Genomic DNA, 17,169 nt, shown 5'->3' with positions numbered 1-17,169 from the left:
CTATCAGACTCTTTCGTGTCCGACTTCCTCGGCGCTTTCCAGGTATTCGCTTTCGCGTTTTCCCTTTCCGGCGGTTCCAACCTTACCAGACCATTTCCGGGCCCTGCTTCTCGAAAGTCGCAGTCGGCTTGGATTTGAATTGGTGGCCGTTGGGGGGCCTTTCCCTTTCGGGCGGATCAGACTTTATCAGGTCTCCCTGGGTCTTGAATCCCACCCGCCCGCATGACGCGTCCGGACACACGTGTGTGCCGGGGTGCCGTGCGAGGTGGAGACGTAAACGTACTGGAGCGGGGCCCCCGGATGCAAATCCGGTTGCCCCGCTCCCGTTCGGTCGCTACGGCGAGGGTCAGACCTCGACGACGACCGGGAGGATCATCGGGCGGCGGCGGTAGCCGTCCGAGACCCACTTGCCCATCGTGCGGCGGATGAGCTGCTGGATCTGGTGCGGCTCGGCCACGCCGTCGGCCGCGGCGCGGGCGATGGCTTCCTCGATCTTGGGGATGACCGAGGAGAAAGCGGAGTCGTCGATGCCGGAGCCGCGGGCCTGGATGTTCGGGCCGGTGACGACCTTGCCGGTGGTGCTGTCCACCACGACGTAGACCGAGATGATGCCCTCGTCGCCGAGGATCCGGCGGTCCTTGAGCGAAGCCTCCGTGACGTCGCCGACCGAGAGGCCGTCCACGTACACGTAGCCGGCCTGGACCTTGCCGGAGATCCGGGCCTTGCCGTCGATCAGGTCGACGACCACGCCGTCCTCGGCGATGACGATGCGGTCCTTCGGGACGCCCGTCATGGCACCGAGCTCGGCGTTGGCGCGCAGGTGGCGCCACTCGCCGTGGACCGGCATCAGGTTCCGCGGCTTGCAGATGTTGTAGAAGTACAGCAGCTCGCCGGCCGAGGCGTGGCCCGAGACGTGCACCTTGGCGTTGCCCTTGTGGACGACGTTGGCGCCCCAGCGGGTCAGGCCGTTGATCACGCGGTAGACCGCGTTCTCGTTGCCCGGGATCAGCGACGACGCCAGGATCACGGTGTCGCCGGGGACGATCCGGATCTGGTGGTCGCGGTTGGCCATGCGGGACAGGGCGGCCATCGGCTCGCCCTGCGAACCCGTACAGACCAGCACGACCTCGTCGTCCGGGAGGTCGTCGAGAGTCTTGACGTCGACGACGAGACCGGCCGGGACCTTCAGGTAGCCGAGGTCACGGGCGATGCCCATGTTCCGGACCATCGAGCGGCCGACGAAGGCGACCCTGCGGTCGAACTCGTGAGCGGCGTCGAGGATCTGCTGGATGCGGTGCACGTGGCTGGCGAACGACGCCACGATGATCCGCTTCTGGGCACTCGCGAAAACTCCGCGAATGGCGTTGGAGATGTCGCGCTCGGGCGGGACGAAGCCCGGGACCTCGGCGTTCGTGGAGTCGGAGAGAAGGAGGTCGATGCCCTCTTCGCTCAGACGTGCGAAGGCGTGCAGGTCGGTGAGGCGGTTGTCCAGCGGGAGCTGGTCCATCTTGAAGTCGCCGGTGGCCACGACCAGGCCGGCGCCGGTGCGGATGGCCACGGCCAGGGCGTCCGGGATGGAGTGGTTGACCGCGATGAACTCGCAGTCGAAGGGGCCGAGGGCCTCGCGCTCGCCTTCCTTCACCTCGAGGGTGTAGGGGCGGATGCGGTGCTCCTGGAGCTTCGCCTCGATGAGGGCCAGCGTCAGCTTGGAGCCGATCAGCGGGATGTCCGCCTTCTCCCGGAGGAGGTAGGGGACGGCGCCGATGTGGTCCTCGTGGCCGTGCGTGAGGACGATGCCGTCGATGTCGTCGAGGCGGTCCCTGATGGACGTGAAGTCCGGCAGGATCAGGTCGATGCCCGGCTGCTCCTCCTCGGGGAAGAGGACGCCGCAGTCGACGATCAGCAGACGGCCGTCGTACTCGAAGACGGTCATGTTGCGGCCGATCTCGCCGAGACCACCCAGGGGGGTGACTCTGAGGCCGCCCTTGGGCAGCTTCGGCGGCGGACCGAGTTCCGGATGCGGATGGCTCAAAAGTGTCTCCTCACCACGCACGCCACGTACCCCGGAAGGCACGTGGCGCGCATGTCATTCGTGCACTTGCTGTTGTCTGTTCCGTATTCGATTGTTCGTGCGTATTCGGTTGTGAAGTCTGTTGTCAGAGCTGTACCCCGCCGGCGGCAAGGTCGATCTTGAGCTGGGCCGTCTCTTCGGCGGTCAGCTCGATCAGCGGGAGCCGCAGCGGGCCCGCGGGCAGACCCTGCAGGTTCAGCGCGCCCTTGGTGGTCATGACGCCCTGGGTGCGGAACATGCCGGTGAAGACCGGGAGCAGCTTCTGGTGGATCTCGGTCGCCTTCTGGACGTCTCCGCCCAGGTGGGCCTCCAGCATGGCGCGCAGGTCCGGGGTGACCACGTGGCCGACGACGGAGACGAAGCCGACCGCGCCGACCGACAGGAGCGGCAGGTTCAGCATGTCATCGCCCGAGTACCAGGCCAGGCCGCTCTGCGCGATGGCCCAGCTTGCCCGGCCGAGGTCGCCCTTGGCGTCCTTGTTGGCAACGATACGGGGGTGCTCGGCCAGTCGTACCAGGGTTTCGGTGTCGATCGGGACACCGCTGCGGCCGGGGATGTCGTAGAGCATGACCGGCAGCCCAGTGGCGTCGGCGATCGCCGTGAAGTGCCGGAAGAGGCCTTCCTGCGGCGGCTTGCTGTAGTACGGGGTGACGGCGAGCAGGCCGTGGGCCCCGGTGCGCTCGGCCTGGCGGGCCAGCTCGAGGGTGTGGCGGGTGTCGTTGGTGCCGATGCCGGCGACCACGTGGGCGCGGTCTCCGACGGCTTCGAGTACGGCTCGTACGAGGTCGTTTTTCTCCGCGTCGGTGGTGGTCGGCGACTCACCGGTGGTGCCGTTGATGATCAGGCCGTCGTTGCCTGCGTCCACCAGGTGGACGGCGAGCTGCTGCGCGCCGTCGAGGTCGAGTGCGCCATCCGCCGTAAACGGCGTGATCATGGCGGTGAGGACCCGCCCGAAGGGGGTCTGCGGAGTCGAGATCGGAGCCATGGGTAACACGCTACTCGCTGCCATGCTCGCGGTGTCCCCTCGGGGGACGTCAACAGGGTGTTGGACGCCGGCACTGCCTGCTCGGGGGTTCAAGCAGTGCCGGGTCCGTTTGATCAGCCTAGATGAAGTTTACGAAACGTCGCAATACGGACACTTGGGACTTAACGCCGTACATCTGTACGCCGTAGGTGTACCGGCCCTTACGGGGCAACGCGACCGTTGCCGTTGTAGGCGGCGTACGTCAGCGGCATGAGCTTCGCCCAGTGCTGCTCCATCTTCTCGCCGACCATCTCGATCTCCCGCTGCGGGAAGGACGGAACGGCTGCGAGCTCGTGCTGCGTGCGCAGACCGAGGAAGTGCATCAGCGAGCGCGCGTTGCAGGTGGCGTACATCGAGGAGAAAAGACCGACCGGCAGGACCGAACGGGCAACCTCCCGGGCCACGCCCGCCGCGAGCATCTCCTGGTAGGCCTCGTAGGCCCGCACGTAGGAGTCCTCCATGACGCGACCGGTCAGCTCCTGCTGCGCCCGGGTGCCCTCGACGAAGACGTACTTGCCCGGGCGGCCCTCCTGGACCAGCTTGCGCTCGGCGTCCGGGACGTAGAAGACCGGCTCGAGCTCCCTGTAGCGGCCCGATTCCTCGTTGTACGACCAGCCCACGCGGTGACGCATGAACTCGCGGAAGACGAAGATCGGGGCACTGATGAAGAAGGTCATGGAGTTGTGCTCGAACGGGCTGCCGTGGCGGTCGCGCATCAGGTAGTTGATGAGGCCCTTGGAACGCTCCGGGTCCTTCTGCAGCTCCTCCAGGGACTGCTCGCCGGCCGTGGAGACGCGAGCGGCCCACAGCACGTCGGAGTCGGCGGCGGAGTGCTTCACCAGCTCCACCGTCACGTCACTGCGGAAGCTGGGTTTCAGATCTGAAGCGGCGGTTTCGCTCACCGGGGGTCCTTCCAAACGTGCGTCCTGGGGCGCGCCCACTCTACGGCGCCCCTCGCGGGGCCCGTGCCGACGCACGCGGTGCACGGAGTGCGCGAGGGGCGTCGCACAGCTGACGCACCGCCATGAATTTTTCCTAATGTCCCGAAATCCGGCACGGATTGGACGGCTCGTACGTCCTCACTAGAAGAACCCGCATCCACCCACCCCGAGGAGATTCACCCTGATGTTCCTCCGGCGCGAACCCGTCCCGTTCGCCTTCGTCTCCGAGGCCGACCGTTTCCGAAGCAACGTCACTCCGCCGCCCCGCGAGCGGCTGGGCAGGACGCAGCTGGCCGCCCGTACCCTGGTCGGACTGACCGTGGTTGCGGGGCTCGCCGGCTCACTGCTCTTCGGTATGCCCGCGCTGCAGCCGAGCAAGGTGCCAGAGAAGTCGCAGCAGTCGGAGGCGTCCCAGGGGCGGTAGCCTCACGGGCACAGCCCAACCGAACGTGCATGTGAGTGAGGTCCAGCCGTGCCCCTGCCTTTCCTGACGGCCGACGGTGTATCCGATGCGGACGACGACGGCGACGAAATCCTGGCCCATGCCGACCAGGACCGCTGGCGTCGGCCCTACCGGCCCGGCCCCTGGCGCGTGGGCATCGGCGCGCTGCTGCTCCTGCTGTCCGCCTTCATGCTGCTGGCCACGATGATCGTCGCCTTCGCGGGCGGTTCGGGCGGGGCCGTCATCTGCCTGATCGCCGCCCTCGCAGTCGTCGGCTCGGCGGTGCAGACCCTGCGCGTCGGCGTATGGGTGAGCCCGGCGGGGCTGCGGCGGGTGGGGTTCTTCGTGACCCGCACCACCGCCTGGAGCGAGATCGGTGAGCTCCGTACGGTGCAGCAGCCGGTGCGCTGGCTCGGGCTGCCGAGGACCGTGCAGGGGCAGGCACTGACGATGTCGGCGCCGGACGGCGCGGAGCCGCCCGTGCTGCTGACCGACCACAACGCCGACTTCCTGTCGCGGACCGAGGCCTTCGACCGGGCCGCCGACACGGTGGGGGCGTGGGCCGACGAGTACCGGCCCGTGGCCGCCTGACCGGCCCGAACCGCCACCGGAAGCCCGTGCAGGGATCAGACCTGTACGGGCTTCTTGTCGTGCAGGGAGATCGCCCGCTGCATCGCCTTGCGCGCCCGTGGGGTGTCCCGGGCGTCGTGGTAGGCGACGGCGAGCCGGAACCAGCTGCGCCAGTCCCCCGGCGCGTCCTCGGTCTCGGCCTTGCGGCGCGCGAAGACCTCGTCGGCGGAATCCCGCAGGATCCTCCCGTACTTGTCCCGCTCCAGCTCGTCCACGGGCAGTCCGCCCTCGGCCTCCAGCTCGGTCGCGAGGAGGTTGGCCCGCGTGACGAACCGGGTGTTCTGCCAGAGGAACCAGACACCGATGACCGGCAGGATCAGCACGGCCACCCCGAAGGTGACGGTGAGCAGGGTGCCGTGCCGGATCAGCATCAGGCCCCGGCTGCCGACCAGGACGAAGTAGACCACCAGGACGGCGGCCGTGATGAAGTACGTGATCTTCGCGCGCATCGTGAAATCAGTCCGGTCAGCCCAGGTCGAGGAAGTGTTCCAGGCCGAAGGTGAGGCCCGGGGTCTGCGTCACTCGGCGCGCACCGAGCAGAATGCCCGGCATGAAGCTGCTGTGGTGCAGGGAATCGTGACGGATGGTCAGGGTCTCGCCCTCGCCGCCGAGGAGCACCTCCTGGTGGGCCAGCAGGCCGCGCAGGCGGATGGCGTGCACCGGGACGCCGTCGACGTCCGCGCCGCGCGCGCCGTCGAGGGCGGTGGCGGTGGCGTCGGGCTGGGCGCCGAGGCCGGCCTCGGCGCGGGCGGCCGCGATGAGCTGCGCCGTACGGGTCGCCGTGCCGGAGGGGGCGTCGACCTTGTTCGGGTGGTGCAGCTCGACGACCTCGACGGACTCGAAGTAGCGGGCTGCCCGGGCGGCGAACTTCATGGTGAGGACGGCACCGATGGAGAAGTTCGGGGCGATGAGCACACCGGTCTGCGGCGAGCCGGCGAGCCAGGTGTTCAGCTGGGCGAGGCGGTCCTCGGTCCAGCCGGTGGTACCGACCACTCCGTGGATGCCGTGGCGGATGAGGAAGTCCAGGTTCCCCATCACCGACGCCGGGGTGGTCAGCTCGACCGCGACCTGGGCGCCGGCCTCGGCCAGCGTCTCCAGCTTGTCGTCGCGGCCGAGCGCCGCGACCAGTTCCATGTCCTCGGCGGCCTCGACCGCCTTGACCGCCTCGGCGCCGATCCGGCCCTTGGCTCCGAGGACTGCCACGCGCAGCTTGCTCATCTTGCTTCCTTACTTGCCGTACGGAACTAGGCGACCGCTTCGTCGAGACGGGCGGCCTGCTTCTCCTTCAGCGGGCCGATCACCGCGAGCGAGGGCCGCTGGGCGAGTACATCCTGTGCGACCGAGCGGACGTCGTCCGGGGTCACGGCCGCGATCCGGGCCAGCATGTCGTCGACCGACATCTGGTCGCCCCAGCACAGCTCGCTCTTGCCGATGCGGTTCATGATCGCGCCGGTGTCCTCCAGGCCGAGGACGGTGGACCCGGAGAGCTGGCCGATGGCCCGCTTGATCTCGTCGTCGGCCAGTCCGTCGGTCGCGACCTTGTCGAGCTCGTCGCGGCAGATCCGGAGCACGTCGTGCACCTGGTTGGGGCGGCAGCCCGCGTACACGCCGAACAGGCCGGTGTCTGCGAAGCCCGAGGTGTACGAGTACACGCTGTAGGCGAGGCCGCGCTTCTCCCGGACCTCCTGGAAGAGGCGCGAGGACATGCCGCCGCCGAGGGCGGTGTTCAGTACGCCGAGCGCCCAGCGGCGTTCGTCGGTACGGGCGAGGCCCGGCATGCCGAGGACCACGTGGGCCTGCTCGGTCTTGCGGTTCACGAGCTCGACGCGGCCGGAGGTGCGGATGCGCTTGGTGCCGGTGCGCGGGCCGATCGGTTCGGCGTCGGTGCGGGTCAGCGCACCGGCCTTCTCGAAGGCGGCGCGGACCTGGCGGACGACCTTGTTGTGGTCGACGTTGCCGGCGGCGGCCACGACCAGGTGCGTCGGGTCGTAGTGCTTCTTGTAGAAGCGGCGGATCCGCTCGGCGCCCAGCGCGTTGATCGTATCGACGGTGCCGAGGACCGGGCGCCCCAGCGGGGTGTCCCCGTACATGGTCTCCGCGAACAGGTCGTGCACGACGTCGCCCGGGTCGTCCTCGGTCATCGCGATCTCTTCGAGGATGACCCCGCGCTCGGCGTCGACGTCCTCCTCGCGGATCAGCGAGCCGGTGAGCATGTCGCAGACCACGTCGATGGCCAGCGGCAGGTCGGTGTCGAGCACCCGGGCGTAGTAGCAGGTGTACTCCTTCGCCGTGAAGGCGTTCATCTCTCCGCCGACCGCGTCGATCGCGGAGGAGATGTCGAGGGCACTGCGCTTGTGGGTGCCCTTGAAGAGGAGGTGCTCCAGGTAGTGCGTGGCGCCGTTCAGCGTGGGCGTCTCGTCACGGGAGCCGACGTGCGCCCAGATGCCGAAGGTGGCGGAGCGGACGGAGGGCAGCGTCTCGGTGACGATGCGCAGCCCGCCGGGCAGGACCGTGCGCCGGACGGTGCCGATGCCGTTGCTGCCCTTGAGGAGGGTTTGGGTACGGGCGACGGCCCGCCCCTCCGAAGAGGGGCGGGCCGTCACACGGGAACTACGCGACATCACTTGTCGGAGTCGTCCTTGTCAGCGTCGTCACCGGCGGTCTCGCCGTCGATCACGGGGACCAGCGAGAGCTTGCCGCGCTGGTCGATCTCGGCGATCTCGACCTGGACCTTGGTACCGACTGCGAGCACGTCCTCGACGTTCTCCACGCGCTTGCCACCGGCGAGCTTGCGGATCTGCGAGATGTGCAGCAGGCCGTCCTTGCCGGGCATGAGGGAGACGAAGGCACCGAAGGTGGTGGTCTTGACGACCGTACCCAGGTAGCGCTCGCCGACCTCGGGCATGGTCGGGTTGGCGATCGAGTTGATCGTGGCACGGGCGGCCTCGGCGGCCGGACCGTCGGAGGCACCGATGTAGATGGTGCCGTCGTCCTCGATCGTGATCTCGGCGCCGGTGTCCTCCTGGATCTGGTTGATCATCTTGCCCTTGGGCCCGATGACCTCACCGATCTTGTCCACCGGGATCTTGACGGTGATGATCCGCGGGGCGAAGGGGGACATGGCGTCCGGCGTGTCGATCGCTTCCATCATCACGTCGAGGATGTGGAGGCGGGCGTCGCGGGCCTGCTTGAGGGCCGCGGCCAGGACGGAGGCCGGGATGCCGTCCAGCTTGGTGTCCAGCTGGAGGGCGGTGACGAACTCCTTGGTGCCGGCGACCTTGAAGTCCATGTCGCCGAAGGCGTCCTCCGCACCGAGGATGTCGGTGAGGGCGACGTAGTGCGTCTTGCCGTCGATCTCCTGGGAGATCAGGCCCATGGCGATACCGGCGACGGGGGCCTTGAGGGGCACACCGGCGTTCAGCAGCGACATGGTGGAGGCGCAGACCGAGCCCATGGACGTCGAACCGTTGGAGCCGAGGGCCTCGGACACCTGACGGATCGCGTAGGGGAACTCCTCGCGGGTCGGGAGGACCGGCACGATCGCGCGCTCGGCGAGCGCGCCGTGGCCGATCTCGCGGCGCTTCGGCGAACCGACGCGGCCGGTCTCGCCGACCGAGTACGGCGGGAAGTTGTAGTTGTGCATGTAGCGCTTGCGGGTCACCGGGGAGAGGGTGTCCAGCTGCTGCTCCATGCGGAGCATGTTGAGGGTGGTGACGCCCAGGATCTGGGTCTCGCCACGCTCGAACAGCGCCGAGCCGTGCACGCGCGGGATGGCCTCGACCTCGGCGGCGAGGGTACGGATGTCCGTGATCCCGCGGCCGTCGATGCGGACCTTGTCCTTGATGACGCGCTCGCGCACCAGGGCCTTGGTCAGGCTGCGGTAGGCGGCGGAGATCTCCTTCTCGCGGCCTTCGAAGGCCGGGAGGAGCTTCTCGGCGGCGATCTCCTTGACGCGGTCCAGCTCGGCCTCGCGGTCCTGCTTGCCCGCGATGGTCAGCGCCTGGGAGAGCTCGCCCTTGACGGCGGCCGCGAGGGCCTCGTACACGTCGTCCTGGTAGTCCAGGAAGACCGGGAACTCGCCCTCGGGCTTGGCGGCCTTGGCGGCCAGGTCCGACTGGGCCTTGCAGAGGACCTTGATGAAGGGCTTCGCGGCGTCGAGACCGGCGGCCACGACCTCCTCGGTCGGCGCCTCGGCGCCGCCCTTGACGAGGGCGATGGTCTTCTCGGTGGCCTCGGCCTCGACCATCATGATCGCGACGTCGCCGTCCTCCAGGACGCGACCCGCGACGACCATGTCGAAGACGGCGTCCTCGAGCTCGGTGTGCGTCGGGAACGCGACCCACTGGCCGCGGATCAGCGCGACGCGGACGCCGCCGATCGGGCCGGAGAAGGGCAGACCGGCCAGCTGCGTGGACGCGGAGGCGGCGTTGATCGCCACGACGTCGTACAGGTGGTCGGGGTTGAGCGCCATGATCGTGGCGACGACCTGGATCTCGTTGCGCAGGCCCTTCTTGAAGGACGGGCGCAGCGGGCGGTCGATCAGGCGGCAGGTGAGGATCGCGTCCTCGGAGGGGCGGCCCTCACGGCGGAAGAAGGAGCCGGGGATCTTGCCGGCCGCGTACTGCCGCTCCTCGACGTCCACCGTCAGGGGGAAGAAGTCGAGCTGGTCCTTGGGCTTCTTCGACGCGGTGGTGGCGGACAGCACCATCGTGTCGTCGTCCAGGTAGGCAACGGCGGAGCCGGCGGCCTGGCGGGCCAGACGGCCCGTCTCGAAGCGGATGGTGCGGGTGCCGAAGGAACCGTTGTCAATGACGGCCTCGGCGTAGTGGGTCTCGTTCTCCACTAGCGTTTTCTCCATTTTCGTCGTCTCCGTCCGTCGCCCGTGTGGCGGTGGACGGTTGCGGAGAAGCGCTCCTGGCGTGCGGGCCGGTCTTCGATCGAAGCACCCGGTTCGTTGCCCCCTGGGGGCATTCCGGGTGCCACTACCGAGGACCGGCGGCGTGGGAGGGCGCTCCTCCTCTTCAGTTGTGCACGTCTCGTCGTCGGACGTACACGTGCGTCCGTTCCAGACTACAAAGGGTCCGGTCCGTCCCGCACGTACAGCAAAGGGAGCGGCCCCCGGATGTGGGAACCGCTCCCTTCACACGTCTTACTTGGCGCCGGCCGCACCGCGGCGGATGCCGAGGCGCTCGACCAGCGTACGGAAGCGCTGGATGTCCTTCTTGGCCAGGTACTGCAGCAGGCGGCGACGCTGGCCGACCAGGATCAGCAGACCACGACGGGAGTGGTGGTCGTGCTTGTGCGTCTTGAGGTGCTCGGTCAGGTCCGAGATGCGGCGGGAGAGCATCGCAACCTGGACCTCGGGGGAGCCGGTGTCGCCCTCCTTGGCACCGAACTCGGTGATGATCTGCTTCTTCGTAGCGGCGTCGAGCGGCACGCGTACTCCTCGTTTTAGGTCTTCGTTGCCACCGAGTGCCCCAGGTCTGAGTCTCTGGGGAGCTTCCGTTACTCGGGAGGCGGGGTCCGCTGAGCGCAGTCCACAGACCCTCTTGGCGAGGAATCCGGGGGACGCGTACACAAACGGCCGTCACACAGCGTACCAGGCTGCCGCTCCGTCGCGTCTCAGCTGGTGAGAGCCCTGGCGCGGGCGTATACGTCCAGAACGGCCAGGGTGAGCGGCACCAGGCCGAGCAGGACCGCCGCCTCGGTGAGGTCGAGCAGCCTTCCCCAGAAGGGTGACAGGCCCTTGCGGGGGATGACAAGCGCAATTCCCGCGAGGAGGGCCGCGCCGGCCGCGACGGCGGCCGTCAGCCAGATCGTACGGAGGTCCAGGCCGCTGCGGTCGTTCTCCAGGAGGAGGGCCTCGAGCAGGCCGGTCGGCGGGTGCAGGGACAGGCCCAGGATCAGCAGCGCGATGGCCGCGAGGCCCGCGGCCAGGGCGCAGACCACCTGGGAGGTGTACCGGAAGAGGCGGGCGCGCAGCAGCATGGCGAGGCCGGCGGTCAGCGCCAGCAGGCGGGCCCAGGTGTTGTCGGAGAAACCGAGGACGGCGGCGGCTGCGACGGTGACCGCGGCGCAGCCGCCGACCAGGCCGAGGAGCATCTCGTGGCCGCGGCGGGCCTGGGCGGCGATGGCCTCGGCGTCGAGCGGGGCGGCTGCCGGATCGTTGTGGTCGGAGCCGGAGTGCTCTCCGTAGGGCTCGGTCTCGTACCGGTCGGGGGTCCCTGCGTAGTCGACGTACTCGTCCGTGGCGCTCTGCGGGGCGGCGTAGCCGATGGGCAGGCGGGCGAAGCGGGCGGAGAGGCCGGGGAGGAAGGCGACGAGGCCGATGGCCACGGGGGCGCAGACGGCGGCGGTGTAGGTGGCGGAGGCCTCGGCGGCGATGGCCACGAAGGTGGCGATCGTTCCGGTGGCGGCGACGAAGGTGGCCGCGACGAAGGGGGCGTCACCGCTGGGAGTGAGCGCGACCAGGGCGACGGAGGCGATCAGGGCGCAGACGCAGCCGAGCAGGAACTGGAGGCGGCCGGGGCCGTGACCGAGGGCCGGTCCGACGATCCCGGAGCCGGCGATCATCAGGTGCGGGAGGGCGCCGAGGCCGAGCGCGACGGCGGAGAGGCGGTCGCGGTAGACACGGGCGCGCACCCCGGCGACGGCGGTGAGCAGGACGCCGACGGCGCCCGCGATGACACCGGGCAGACCGTGCATGTCGTGGCGCAGCGGGTCGGCGTACCAGAGGACGAAGCCGAGCATGACGAGCAGCAGCGCGGCGCCGGCCAGGCCCGCGCCGCGCAGCATGTCGTCGCTCCAGCGGTGCCGGTCGCGGACGACGGCGGAGGCCACGGCGTCGGAGACGTCGTCGAACACGGCGGGCGGGAGGGACTCGGCGAAGGGGCGCAGGCTCAGCACCTCACCGTCGAGGACCTGCTGGCCGGCGAGGGTGCGGGCGCCGTCGAGGACGGTGCCGGAGCGTCGTACGAGGTGGAAGCCGGTCGGGGCGCCGACGGGCTGGGTCTGGCCGGTGAGGCGCAGCAGCTCGGGGTAGACGTCGGCGACGGCGATGTCCTCGGGGAGGGCGACGTCGATGCGGCTGTCGGGGGCCACGACGGTGACCCTGCAGAAACCCGTCGTGCCGGCCGTACTCACCTGTGTGACCCCCCAATTCGGCGCCCGCACCGGCGGACGATTCGCGGATGCGCATGCTGCGCGCGTCACCCTACCGGGCTTATGAGCGACTGTCGGCAAGTAGGATCACCGTCGCGTGGGGGATACCCCCTTCGCGCCCGGGACTTGGGGGCGCCGGTTGCGACGTCCCGTCCGTTTTCGAGGGATTGATGCTCCGGTGAGCCAGATCGTCGTCAAACGCCCGCCGCGGTCCCTGCCGCCGGAGGTTCCGGCGGAGGAGCTGCGACTGGAGGCTCCGCCCGAACTTCCGCGCGGGCAGCAGGAGGGCATGCTGATGCAGCTCCTGCCGATGCTCGGCATGGGTTCCTCCGTCGTCTTCTTCTTCATGCCGGGCGCGGCTCCGTTCATGCGCATCATGGGTGTGCTGATGCTGGTGTCGACGGTGGCCATGGTGGTCGCGCAGCTGGTGCGCCACCGGCGTGGTACGCAGGGGCAAATGGCCGATGTGCGCCGGGACTACCTCAAGTACCTCGCGCAGACGCGTCGCCAGGTACGCAGGACCGCGCGGGCGCAGCGGGACGCGCAGCTGTATCTGCACCCGGCCCCGGAGCAGTTGTGGTCGGTGGTGGCGGAGGGTTCGCGGCTGTGGGAGCGGCGGGTCGGCGACCAGGACTTCGGGCAGGCGCGGCTGGGGCTGGGCGTGCAGCGCCTGGCGACGCCGCTGGTGGCGCCGGAGACCGCGCCGGTGGACGAGCTGGAGCCGCTGACCGCGGGCGCGATGCAGCGGTTCCTGAAGGTGCACTCCTCGCTGGACGGGCTGCCGGTGGCGCTGTCGATCCGGGCGTTCTACCACGTCACGGTGTCCGGGGAGCCGGATTCGGCGCGCAGTACCGCCCGGGCGATGGTGGCGCAGCTGGCGACGCTGCACTCCCCCGAGGACCTGGTGGTGGCCGTGGTGGCCGCGCCGGGTGCGGTGCCCTCGTGGGACTGGACGAAGTGGCTGCCGCACACGCAGGTCCCGGGTCAGGTCGACGGGGCGGGTACGAAGCGCCTGTTCGGCGATGACCTCGCCGAGCTGGAGGGGCTGCTGGCGAACCGGCTGGAGGGGCGGCCGCGGTTCAGCCGGGAGGTGTCCCCGGTGCTGGACCAGCCTCACCTGGTGGTCGTGCTGGACGGTGGCATGGTGCCGCCGGACTCGGTGTTCGCGGCCGCCGAGGGTTTGCAGGGCGTCACGATCGTGGAGGTGGTCGCGGGCGAGCTGGACGAGCCGCGCGGCGGGCTGTCGGTCGTGGTGCGGCCGGGCCGGCTGCGTCTGGAATCGGGCGCGGGCGTCGCGTACGAGGGCGTCCCGGACGCGTTGTCGCTGCCCGCGGCGGAGGCGCTGGCCCGGCAGTTGGCGCCGATGCGCACCGGCGGCGGGGACGACGACGAGCCGCTGCTGGCCAATCTGGACTTCACCGACCTGCTGAACCTGGGCGACGCCGCCGCGGTGGACGTCGCGCGGACCTGGCGGCCGAGGTCGGCCGGTGAGCGGCTGCGCGTGCCGATCGGTGTGGGCGAGGACGGCGCGCCGGTCATGCTGGACCTGAAGGAGGCCGCGCAGGAGGGCATGGGCCCGCACGGTCTGTGCGTGGGTGCGACCGGTTCCGGCAAGTCGGAGCTGCTGCGCACGCTGGTGCTGGGGCTGGCGGTGACGCACACCTCGGAGACCCTGAACTTCGTACTCGCCGACTTCAAGGGCGGTGCGACCTTCACGGGCATGGGGCAGATGCCGCACGTCGCGGCGGTCATCACCAACCTGGCGGACGACCTCACGCTCGTGGACCGCATGGGCGACTCGATCCGCGGTGAGCTGCAGCGCCGTCAGGAGCTGCTGCGTTCGGCCGGCAACTACGCGAACATCCACGACTACGAGAAGGCCCGCGCGGCCGGTGCCCCGCTGGAGCCGCTGGCCTCGCTGGTGCTGGTCATCGACGAGTTCAGCGAGCTGCTGACGGCGAAGCCCGACTTCATCGACATGTTCATCCAGATCGGCCGCATCGGCCGATCGCTGGGTGTGCACCTGCTGCTGGCCTCGCAGCGCCTGGAGGAGGGCAAGCTGCGCGGGCTGGACACGTACCTGTCGTACCGGATCGGTCTGCGGACCTTCTCGGCGGCGGAGTCGCGTACCGCGATCGGTGTGCCGGACGCCTACCACCTGCCGTCGGTGCCCGGTTCGGGCTATCTGAAGTTCGGCACGGACGAGATGACCCGCTTCAAGGCGGCGTACGTCTCGGGCACCTACCGCTCGGGCGGGCCGGACCTGTCGGTGGGACAGTTCCCGGTGGAGCGGCGGCCCGCGCTGTTCACGGCGGCCGCGGTGCCGGTGGTGTACGCGGCTCCGGACCCGGCGTACCTGGCGGAGCAGTCGGCGCGCGGGGACGATGCGCTCGCGGACACGGTGCTGGACGTGATCGTGAGCCGGCTGGAGGGTCAGGGGGTGCCGGCGCACCAGGTGTGGCTGCCGCCGCTGGACCAGGCTCCGCCGCTGGACCAGCTGCTGCCGGCGCTGGCGCCGAGCGCGGAGCGCGGTCTGCACGCGGACGGGTACACGCGGCCCGGCGGGCTCGTCGTGCCGCTCGGCCTCATCGACAAGCCGTTCGAGCAGCGGCGCGAGGTGCTGTACCGGGACTTCTCGGGTGCGGCGGGCCACCTGATGGTGGTCGGCGGGCCCCAGTCGGGCAAGTCGACGCTGATGCGGACGCTGATCTCCTCGTTCGCCCTCACGCACACCCCGCGCGAGGTGCAGTTCTACGGGCTGGACTTCGGTGGCGGCAGTCTGTCGTCGGTCGCCGAGCTGCCGCACGTGGGCGGGATCGCCTCGCGCCTGGACCCGGAACGGGTCCGGCGCACGGTCGCGGAGGTGGGGGGCATCCTCAACCGCCGCGAGGAGTTCTTCCGCTCGAACAACATCGACTCGATCGGTACCTACCGGCGCCGGCGGGCGGCCGGTGACCTGCCGGGCGAGCCGTGGGGCGACGTGTTCCTGATCGTCGACGGCTGGGGCAACTTCCGGGGCGAGTACGACGGCCTGGAGCAGATCGTCACGGACATCGCCTCCCGCGGTCTGGGCTACGGCATCCACGTGGTGATCACCGCGGCCCGCTACATGGAGGTGCGGGCCGCGCTCAAGGACCAGATGCTCAGCCGGCTGGAGCTGCGGCTCGGCGACACCATGGACTCCGAGTTCGACCGCAAGGTCGCGGCGAACGTCCCCACGGGGATGCCGGGACGCGGCCAGGTGCCGGAGAGGCTGCACTTCCTGGGCGCGCTGCCGCGGATCGACGGCTCGCACGAGGCGGGCGACCTGTCCGAGGCCACGGCGGCCTTCGTGGAGTCCGTGAAGCAGAACTGGACGGGGCCGGCGGCTCCCGGCGTACGGCTGCTGCCGCGGCTGCTGCGCTCCGACCAGCTGCCCAAGGGCGGGGAGTACCCGGGCCGCGGGATCGCGATCGGCATCGACGAGACCGATCTGGAGCCGGTGTTCATCGACTTCGAGTCCGACCCCTTCCTCCTCGTCTTCGGCGAGAGCGAATCGGGCAAGACGAACCTGCTGCGGCTCATCGCCAAGCAGATCGCGGAGCGCTACACACCGGACCAGGCGCGCCTGGTGGTGGGCGACTACCGGCGCGGCCTGCTCGGGGCGCTGCCGGAGGAGCACCTGCTGGAGTACGCGCCGATGGTGAGTTCCCTGCAGATGCACATGGAGGCACTGGGCGGGGTGTTCTCGCGGCGCCAGCCGCCGGACGACGTCACGCCGCAGCAGCTGCGGGACCGCAGCTGGTGGACGGGCCCGGACGTGTTCATCATCATCGACGACTACGACCTGGTGTCGACCAGCCAGGGCAATCCGCTGGGGCCGCTGGTGGAGTACCTGCCCTTCGCCCGGGACACGGGTGTCCGCTTCATCATCGCGCGCAACTCTGCGGGTGCCTCGCGCTCGCTGTACGAGCCGTTCATGCAGCGGTTCAAGGAGCTCGGCGCTCAGGGCATCGTGCTGTCCGGCGACCCCTCCGAGGGCGATCTGGTCGGCAACGTGCGGCCGCGCCCGATGCCTCCGGGCCGGGCCTACTTCGCCTCCCGCAAGCGCGGTACGTCGCTGGTCCAGCTCGGCCGGATGCCGGGCGGCATGTGATCCCCTCCCCCGGGGCCGGCGGCGCCGCCCGGCTCCGGGGGATCGGGTGGAAAGCCGTCCCGGCCGTCGCCGCAGCCCCGATAATCGGTGGTGAAGACCGCGCCACCGAGGGAAAGGCCGCCCATGGGCACCCAGCAGGAGAAGGACGAGCTGTACGCGCTCGACATCAGCGGTGTGGAGTGGGAAGGGCCGCCCGGGACCAGCCCGGACGAGGAGCGGGTCGAGATCGCCCGGCTCCCCGAGGGCGCGGTGGCCATGCGGTCCTCGCTCGACCGGGACACGGTGCTGCGCTACACCGCGGCCGAGTGGGAGGCGTTCGTACTCGGGGCCAGGGACGGCGAGTTCGACCTCGACCGGCACGAGCCCTGAACGGGCCGGAGCACACGCCGAAGGGGCGCGCCCGGTGCGGGCGCGCCCCTTCGGCGTGTGCGGACCTGCGTGGTGTCCCCGGTCTCAGTAGGCCTCGGTGAACAGGCGCGAGGCCTTGATGTCGGTGGCGCGGTAGTCGCCCTTGCCGCGCTCGATGAGCTTGGCCATCTTCTCCAGCTCGGCGTTCATCACGTCGGCCTTGGCCTTGTACTTGGTCTGGAGGTTGACGTACTCGGTGTGCGCCTCACCGTCCCAGGTGTCCGTGACGACCTTCAGGGCCTGCTCCATATCGGCAAGGTCCTTGAGGATGTTCCTGGAGACGATGCGGATGCGGTCCGCCATCTGCTGAACGGTCTCGTACCGTACCCGGGTGTGCCCGTCGTTGTTGCCCGACAT

Annotated in this window: 14 protein-coding genes; 4 read left to right on the top strand and 10 right to left on the bottom strand. The window is 69.8% G+C overall.

The annotated features are described in order from the left end of the window. Window positions 1–346: 346 nt before the first annotated feature. The 3 genes from OG444_RS27885 to thyX form a co-directional block, all read right to left on the bottom strand. Window positions 347–2,032: a ribonuclease J gene (locus OG444_RS27885; RefSeq protein WP_327264745.1), complete on the bottom strand. Its 1,686-nt coding sequence runs from the start codon at window positions 2,030–2,032 to the stop codon at window positions 347–349. Window positions 2,033–2,156: 124 nt separating this feature from the next. Then, a complete protein-coding gene (gene dapA, locus OG444_RS27880) occupies window positions 2,157–3,056 on the bottom strand; it encodes a 4-hydroxy-tetrahydrodipicolinate synthase (RefSeq protein WP_327264744.1) in 900 nt (299 codons plus the stop codon). Window positions 3,057–3,256: 200 nt separating this feature from the next. Then, window positions 3,257–3,997 carry an FAD-dependent thymidylate synthase gene (thyX, locus tag OG444_RS27875; RefSeq protein ID WP_030708713.1) on the bottom strand — a complete coding sequence of 247 codons (741 nt, stop codon included), beginning with the start codon at window positions 3,995–3,997 and terminating at the stop codon, window positions 3,257–3,259. Between the two features lie 223 nt (window positions 3,998–4,220). Between thyX and OG444_RS27870 the strand changes: the two genes are divergently transcribed. Beyond that, window positions 4,221–4,460: a hypothetical protein gene (locus tag OG444_RS27870; RefSeq protein WP_327264743.1), complete on the top strand. Its 240-nt coding sequence runs from the start codon at window positions 4,221–4,223 to the stop codon at window positions 4,458–4,460. Between the two features lie 48 nt (window positions 4,461–4,508). Continuing rightward, entirely contained in the window at window positions 4,509–5,069 is a 561-nt protein-coding gene (locus OG444_RS27865; protein WP_327264742.1) for a hypothetical protein, read from the top strand. Window positions 5,070–5,104: 35 nt separating this feature from the next. Here OG444_RS27865 and OG444_RS27860 read toward each other — a convergent pair whose 3' ends face one another. The 6 genes from OG444_RS27860 to eccD form a co-directional block, all read right to left on the bottom strand. Then, window positions 5,105–5,557, bottom strand: a complete 453-nt coding sequence (locus OG444_RS27860) for a hypothetical protein (protein ID WP_327264741.1) — start codon at window positions 5,555–5,557, stop codon at window positions 5,105–5,107. Between the two features lie 16 nt (window positions 5,558–5,573). Continuing rightward, a complete protein-coding gene (gene dapB / locus OG444_RS27855; RefSeq protein WP_327264740.1) occupies window positions 5,574–6,326 on the bottom strand; it encodes a 4-hydroxy-tetrahydrodipicolinate reductase in 753 nt (250 codons plus the stop codon). 26 nt (window positions 6,327–6,352) lie between these two features. After that, window positions 6,353–7,732 carry a M16 family metallopeptidase gene (locus OG444_RS27850; protein WP_327264739.1) on the bottom strand — a complete coding sequence of 460 codons (1,380 nt, stop codon included), beginning with the start codon at window positions 7,730–7,732 and terminating at the stop codon, window positions 6,353–6,355. Beyond that, the gene (locus tag OG444_RS27845; RefSeq protein WP_033223039.1) at window positions 7,729–9,951 is read right to left on the bottom strand and encodes a polyribonucleotide nucleotidyltransferase; all 2,223 of its coding nucleotides are present in this window, start codon (window positions 9,949–9,951) and stop codon (window positions 7,729–7,731) included. Before OG444_RS27845 ends, OG444_RS27850 begins: the two co-directional genes overlap by 4 nt. A gap of 306 nt (window positions 9,952–10,257) precedes the next feature. Beyond that, the gene (gene rpsO / locus OG444_RS27840; RefSeq protein ID WP_030011220.1) at window positions 10,258–10,545 is read right to left on the bottom strand and encodes a 30S ribosomal protein S15; all 288 of its coding nucleotides are present in this window, start codon (window positions 10,543–10,545) and stop codon (window positions 10,258–10,260) included. Between the two features lie 185 nt (window positions 10,546–10,730). Next, complete coding sequence (eccD, locus tag OG444_RS27835; protein WP_327264738.1) at window positions 10,731–12,251, bottom strand: type VII secretion integral membrane protein EccD; 1,521 nt, start codon at window positions 12,249–12,251, stop codon at window positions 10,731–10,733. Window positions 12,252–12,447: 196 nt separating this feature from the next. Here eccD and eccCa point away from each other — a divergent pair, with 196 nt between their 5' ends. Continuing rightward, window positions 12,448–16,404: a type VII secretion protein EccCa gene (gene eccCa, locus OG444_RS27830; protein ID WP_327264737.1), complete on the top strand. Its 3,957-nt coding sequence runs from the start codon at window positions 12,448–12,450 to the stop codon at window positions 16,402–16,404. 123 nt (window positions 16,405–16,527) lie between these two features. Further along, window positions 16,528–16,773 carry a DUF397 domain-containing protein gene (locus OG444_RS27825; RefSeq protein WP_327264736.1) on the top strand — a complete coding sequence of 82 codons (246 nt, stop codon included), beginning with the start codon at window positions 16,528–16,530 and terminating at the stop codon, window positions 16,771–16,773. An 84-nt stretch (window positions 16,774–16,857) separates the two neighbouring features. Here OG444_RS27825 and OG444_RS27820 read toward each other — a convergent pair whose 3' ends face one another. Further along, window positions 16,858–17,169, bottom strand: coding sequence for a WXG100 family type VII secretion target (locus OG444_RS27820; RefSeq protein ID WP_327264735.1), 312 nt, complete (start codon window positions 17,167–17,169; stop codon window positions 16,858–16,860).

Origin of the sequence: Streptomyces sp. NBC_01232 (assembly GCF_035989885.1) — a bacterium.
In the GTDB taxonomy this organism is placed as follows: domain Bacteria; phylum Actinomycetota; class Actinomycetes; order Streptomycetales; family Streptomycetaceae; genus Streptomyces.
The sequence above is the reverse complement of the archived record's forward strand: the minus strand, read 5'-3'. Positions and strand labels throughout refer to the sequence as shown.

Coding starts and splice junctions, on each gene's coding strand:
- dapA (WP_327264744.1), bottom strand. CDS start 3,056: ATGGCTCCGATCTCGACTCCGCAGACCCCCTTCGGGCGGGTCCTCACC.
- OG444_RS27870 (WP_327264743.1), top strand. CDS start 4,221: ATGTTCCTCCGGCGCGAACCCGTCCCGTTCGCCTTCGTCTCCGAGGCC.
- OG444_RS27860 (WP_327264741.1), bottom strand. CDS start 5,557: ATGCGCGCGAAGATCACGTACTTCATCACGGCCGCCGTCCTGGTGGTC.
- dapB (WP_327264740.1), bottom strand. CDS start 6,326: ATGAGCAAGCTGCGCGTGGCAGTCCTCGGAGCCAAGGGCCGGATCGGC.
- OG444_RS27825 (WP_327264736.1), top strand. CDS start 16,528: ATGGGCACCCAGCAGGAGAAGGACGAGCTGTACGCGCTCGACATCAGC.
- OG444_RS27820 (WP_327264735.1), bottom strand. CDS start 17,169: ATGTCGGGCAACAACGACGGGCACACCCGGGTACGGTACGAGACCGTT.